Consider the following 1,416-nt stretch of genomic DNA (forward strand, 5'->3'; position numbering starts at 1 on the left):
CCCGCCACCTGCTGCTCGCCGGCCCCGAACACCGCCGCCCGGCCGCCGCCGAGGCTCGCCGGGCCGGCGACCGGGCCGCCGCCCTGCTCGCCTTCGAGGACGCCGCCCACTGGTACCGGCGCAGCGCCGAGGCCGACCCGGACACCGACCCCGTCGAGCTCCGCCTCGCGCTCGGCGCCGCCCTGCTCGGCGCCGGAGAGAGCGCCGCCGCCCGCACCGCCCACCTGCAGGCCGCCGCCCTCGCCCGCACCGCCGGCCGCCCCGACCTGCTCGCCCGCGCCGCCCTCGGCCTCGGCACCGGCCCGGTCGGCTTCGAGGTCGCGCTCCTCGACCGCGAGCAACTCGCTCTCCTCACCGAGGCCCGCACCGCCCTCGCCGCCCCGGCCCCCGGGCCCGCAGCGCCCGCCCGTCCCGGCGAGCGCCTGCCGGGCGGCCCCGACGCCGGCCGGCGTGCGGTGCTGATCGCCGAGGTGACGGCGCGCCTCTCGGTGGCCGCGGCGCTGGTCGAGACCGACGGGTACCGGGCGGAGCTGGCCGAGGAGGCCGTCCGGCTGGCGCGGAGCACGGGCGACCCCGCCGCGCTCGGGTCGGCCCTGGCCGCGCTCTGCGACGCCCGGTCGGGACCGGACCACTGCCGGGCCCGACTGGACTGGGCCGGGGAGATCGTCGCCCTCGCCCGCACCGCCGACGACCCCGTCCTCGAACTGCTCGGCCGGCGACTGCGCCTGGTCGCCCTGTGGGAGACCGGGGACCTGGCCGCCGGGAACGCCGAGATCAGCGCCTTCGACGCCCTCGCCCGGGTGCTGCGCCGCCCGCTGTACGGCTGGTACGCGCCGCTGTGGCGCGGCGCCCGGGCCCTGCTGGAGGGCCGCCGCGAGGACTGCCGCCGCGAACTGGCCGAGACCGGGGCGGTCGGCCGCCGGGCGGGCAGCGCGAACGCCGCGATGCTGGCCGCCACCCAGCACTGGTGCCTGCTCGCCGCGGAGGGCGACACCGAGGGGCTGGCCCGGCTGATCGAGGGTTCGCCGCCGCTGGAGCGCGAGCCGGGCGTCTGGCCCAAGGTCGCACTCGCCCTGCTCGCCGCCCAGTTCGGCCGGACCGAGGAGGCCGCCCGGCGGCTCGCCGCCGTCGCACCGGCACTGCCCGCCGCGCCGCGGGACAGCGAGTGGCTGCCGATGCTGGCCCAGGCCGCGGAGACCGTGGGCCTGCTCGGGGCGCACCCGGTGGCCCGGCAGGTCGCCGGTCCGCTCCGCGCGGCGCTGGCACCGTACGCCGGGCTGTTCGCCGTCGAGGGCATCGGCGCCGGCGTGCCCGGGCCCGTCGACCACCACCAGGCCCAGCTCGCCGCCCCCGCCCCCGGTACGGTATAGCACACCACTGAACACCAATAAACACAAAACATATATAGAATTCCGG

1 pseudogene is annotated in these 1,416 nt (G+C 79.4%); it reads left to right on the forward strand.

Annotation, left to right across the window (positions count from 1 at the left end):
* Positions 1-1,370 (forward strand): annotated as a pseudogene (locus tag ABZ641_RS37275) (hypothetical protein); the annotation flags it as partial.
* Between the last annotated feature and the right edge of the window lie 46 nt (positions 1,371-1,416).

It is taken from the genome of Kitasatospora sp. NPDC007106, from assembly GCF_040634455.1.
GTDB classification, from domain to species: domain Bacteria; phylum Actinomycetota; class Actinomycetes; order Streptomycetales; family Streptomycetaceae; genus Kitasatospora; species Kitasatospora arboriphila.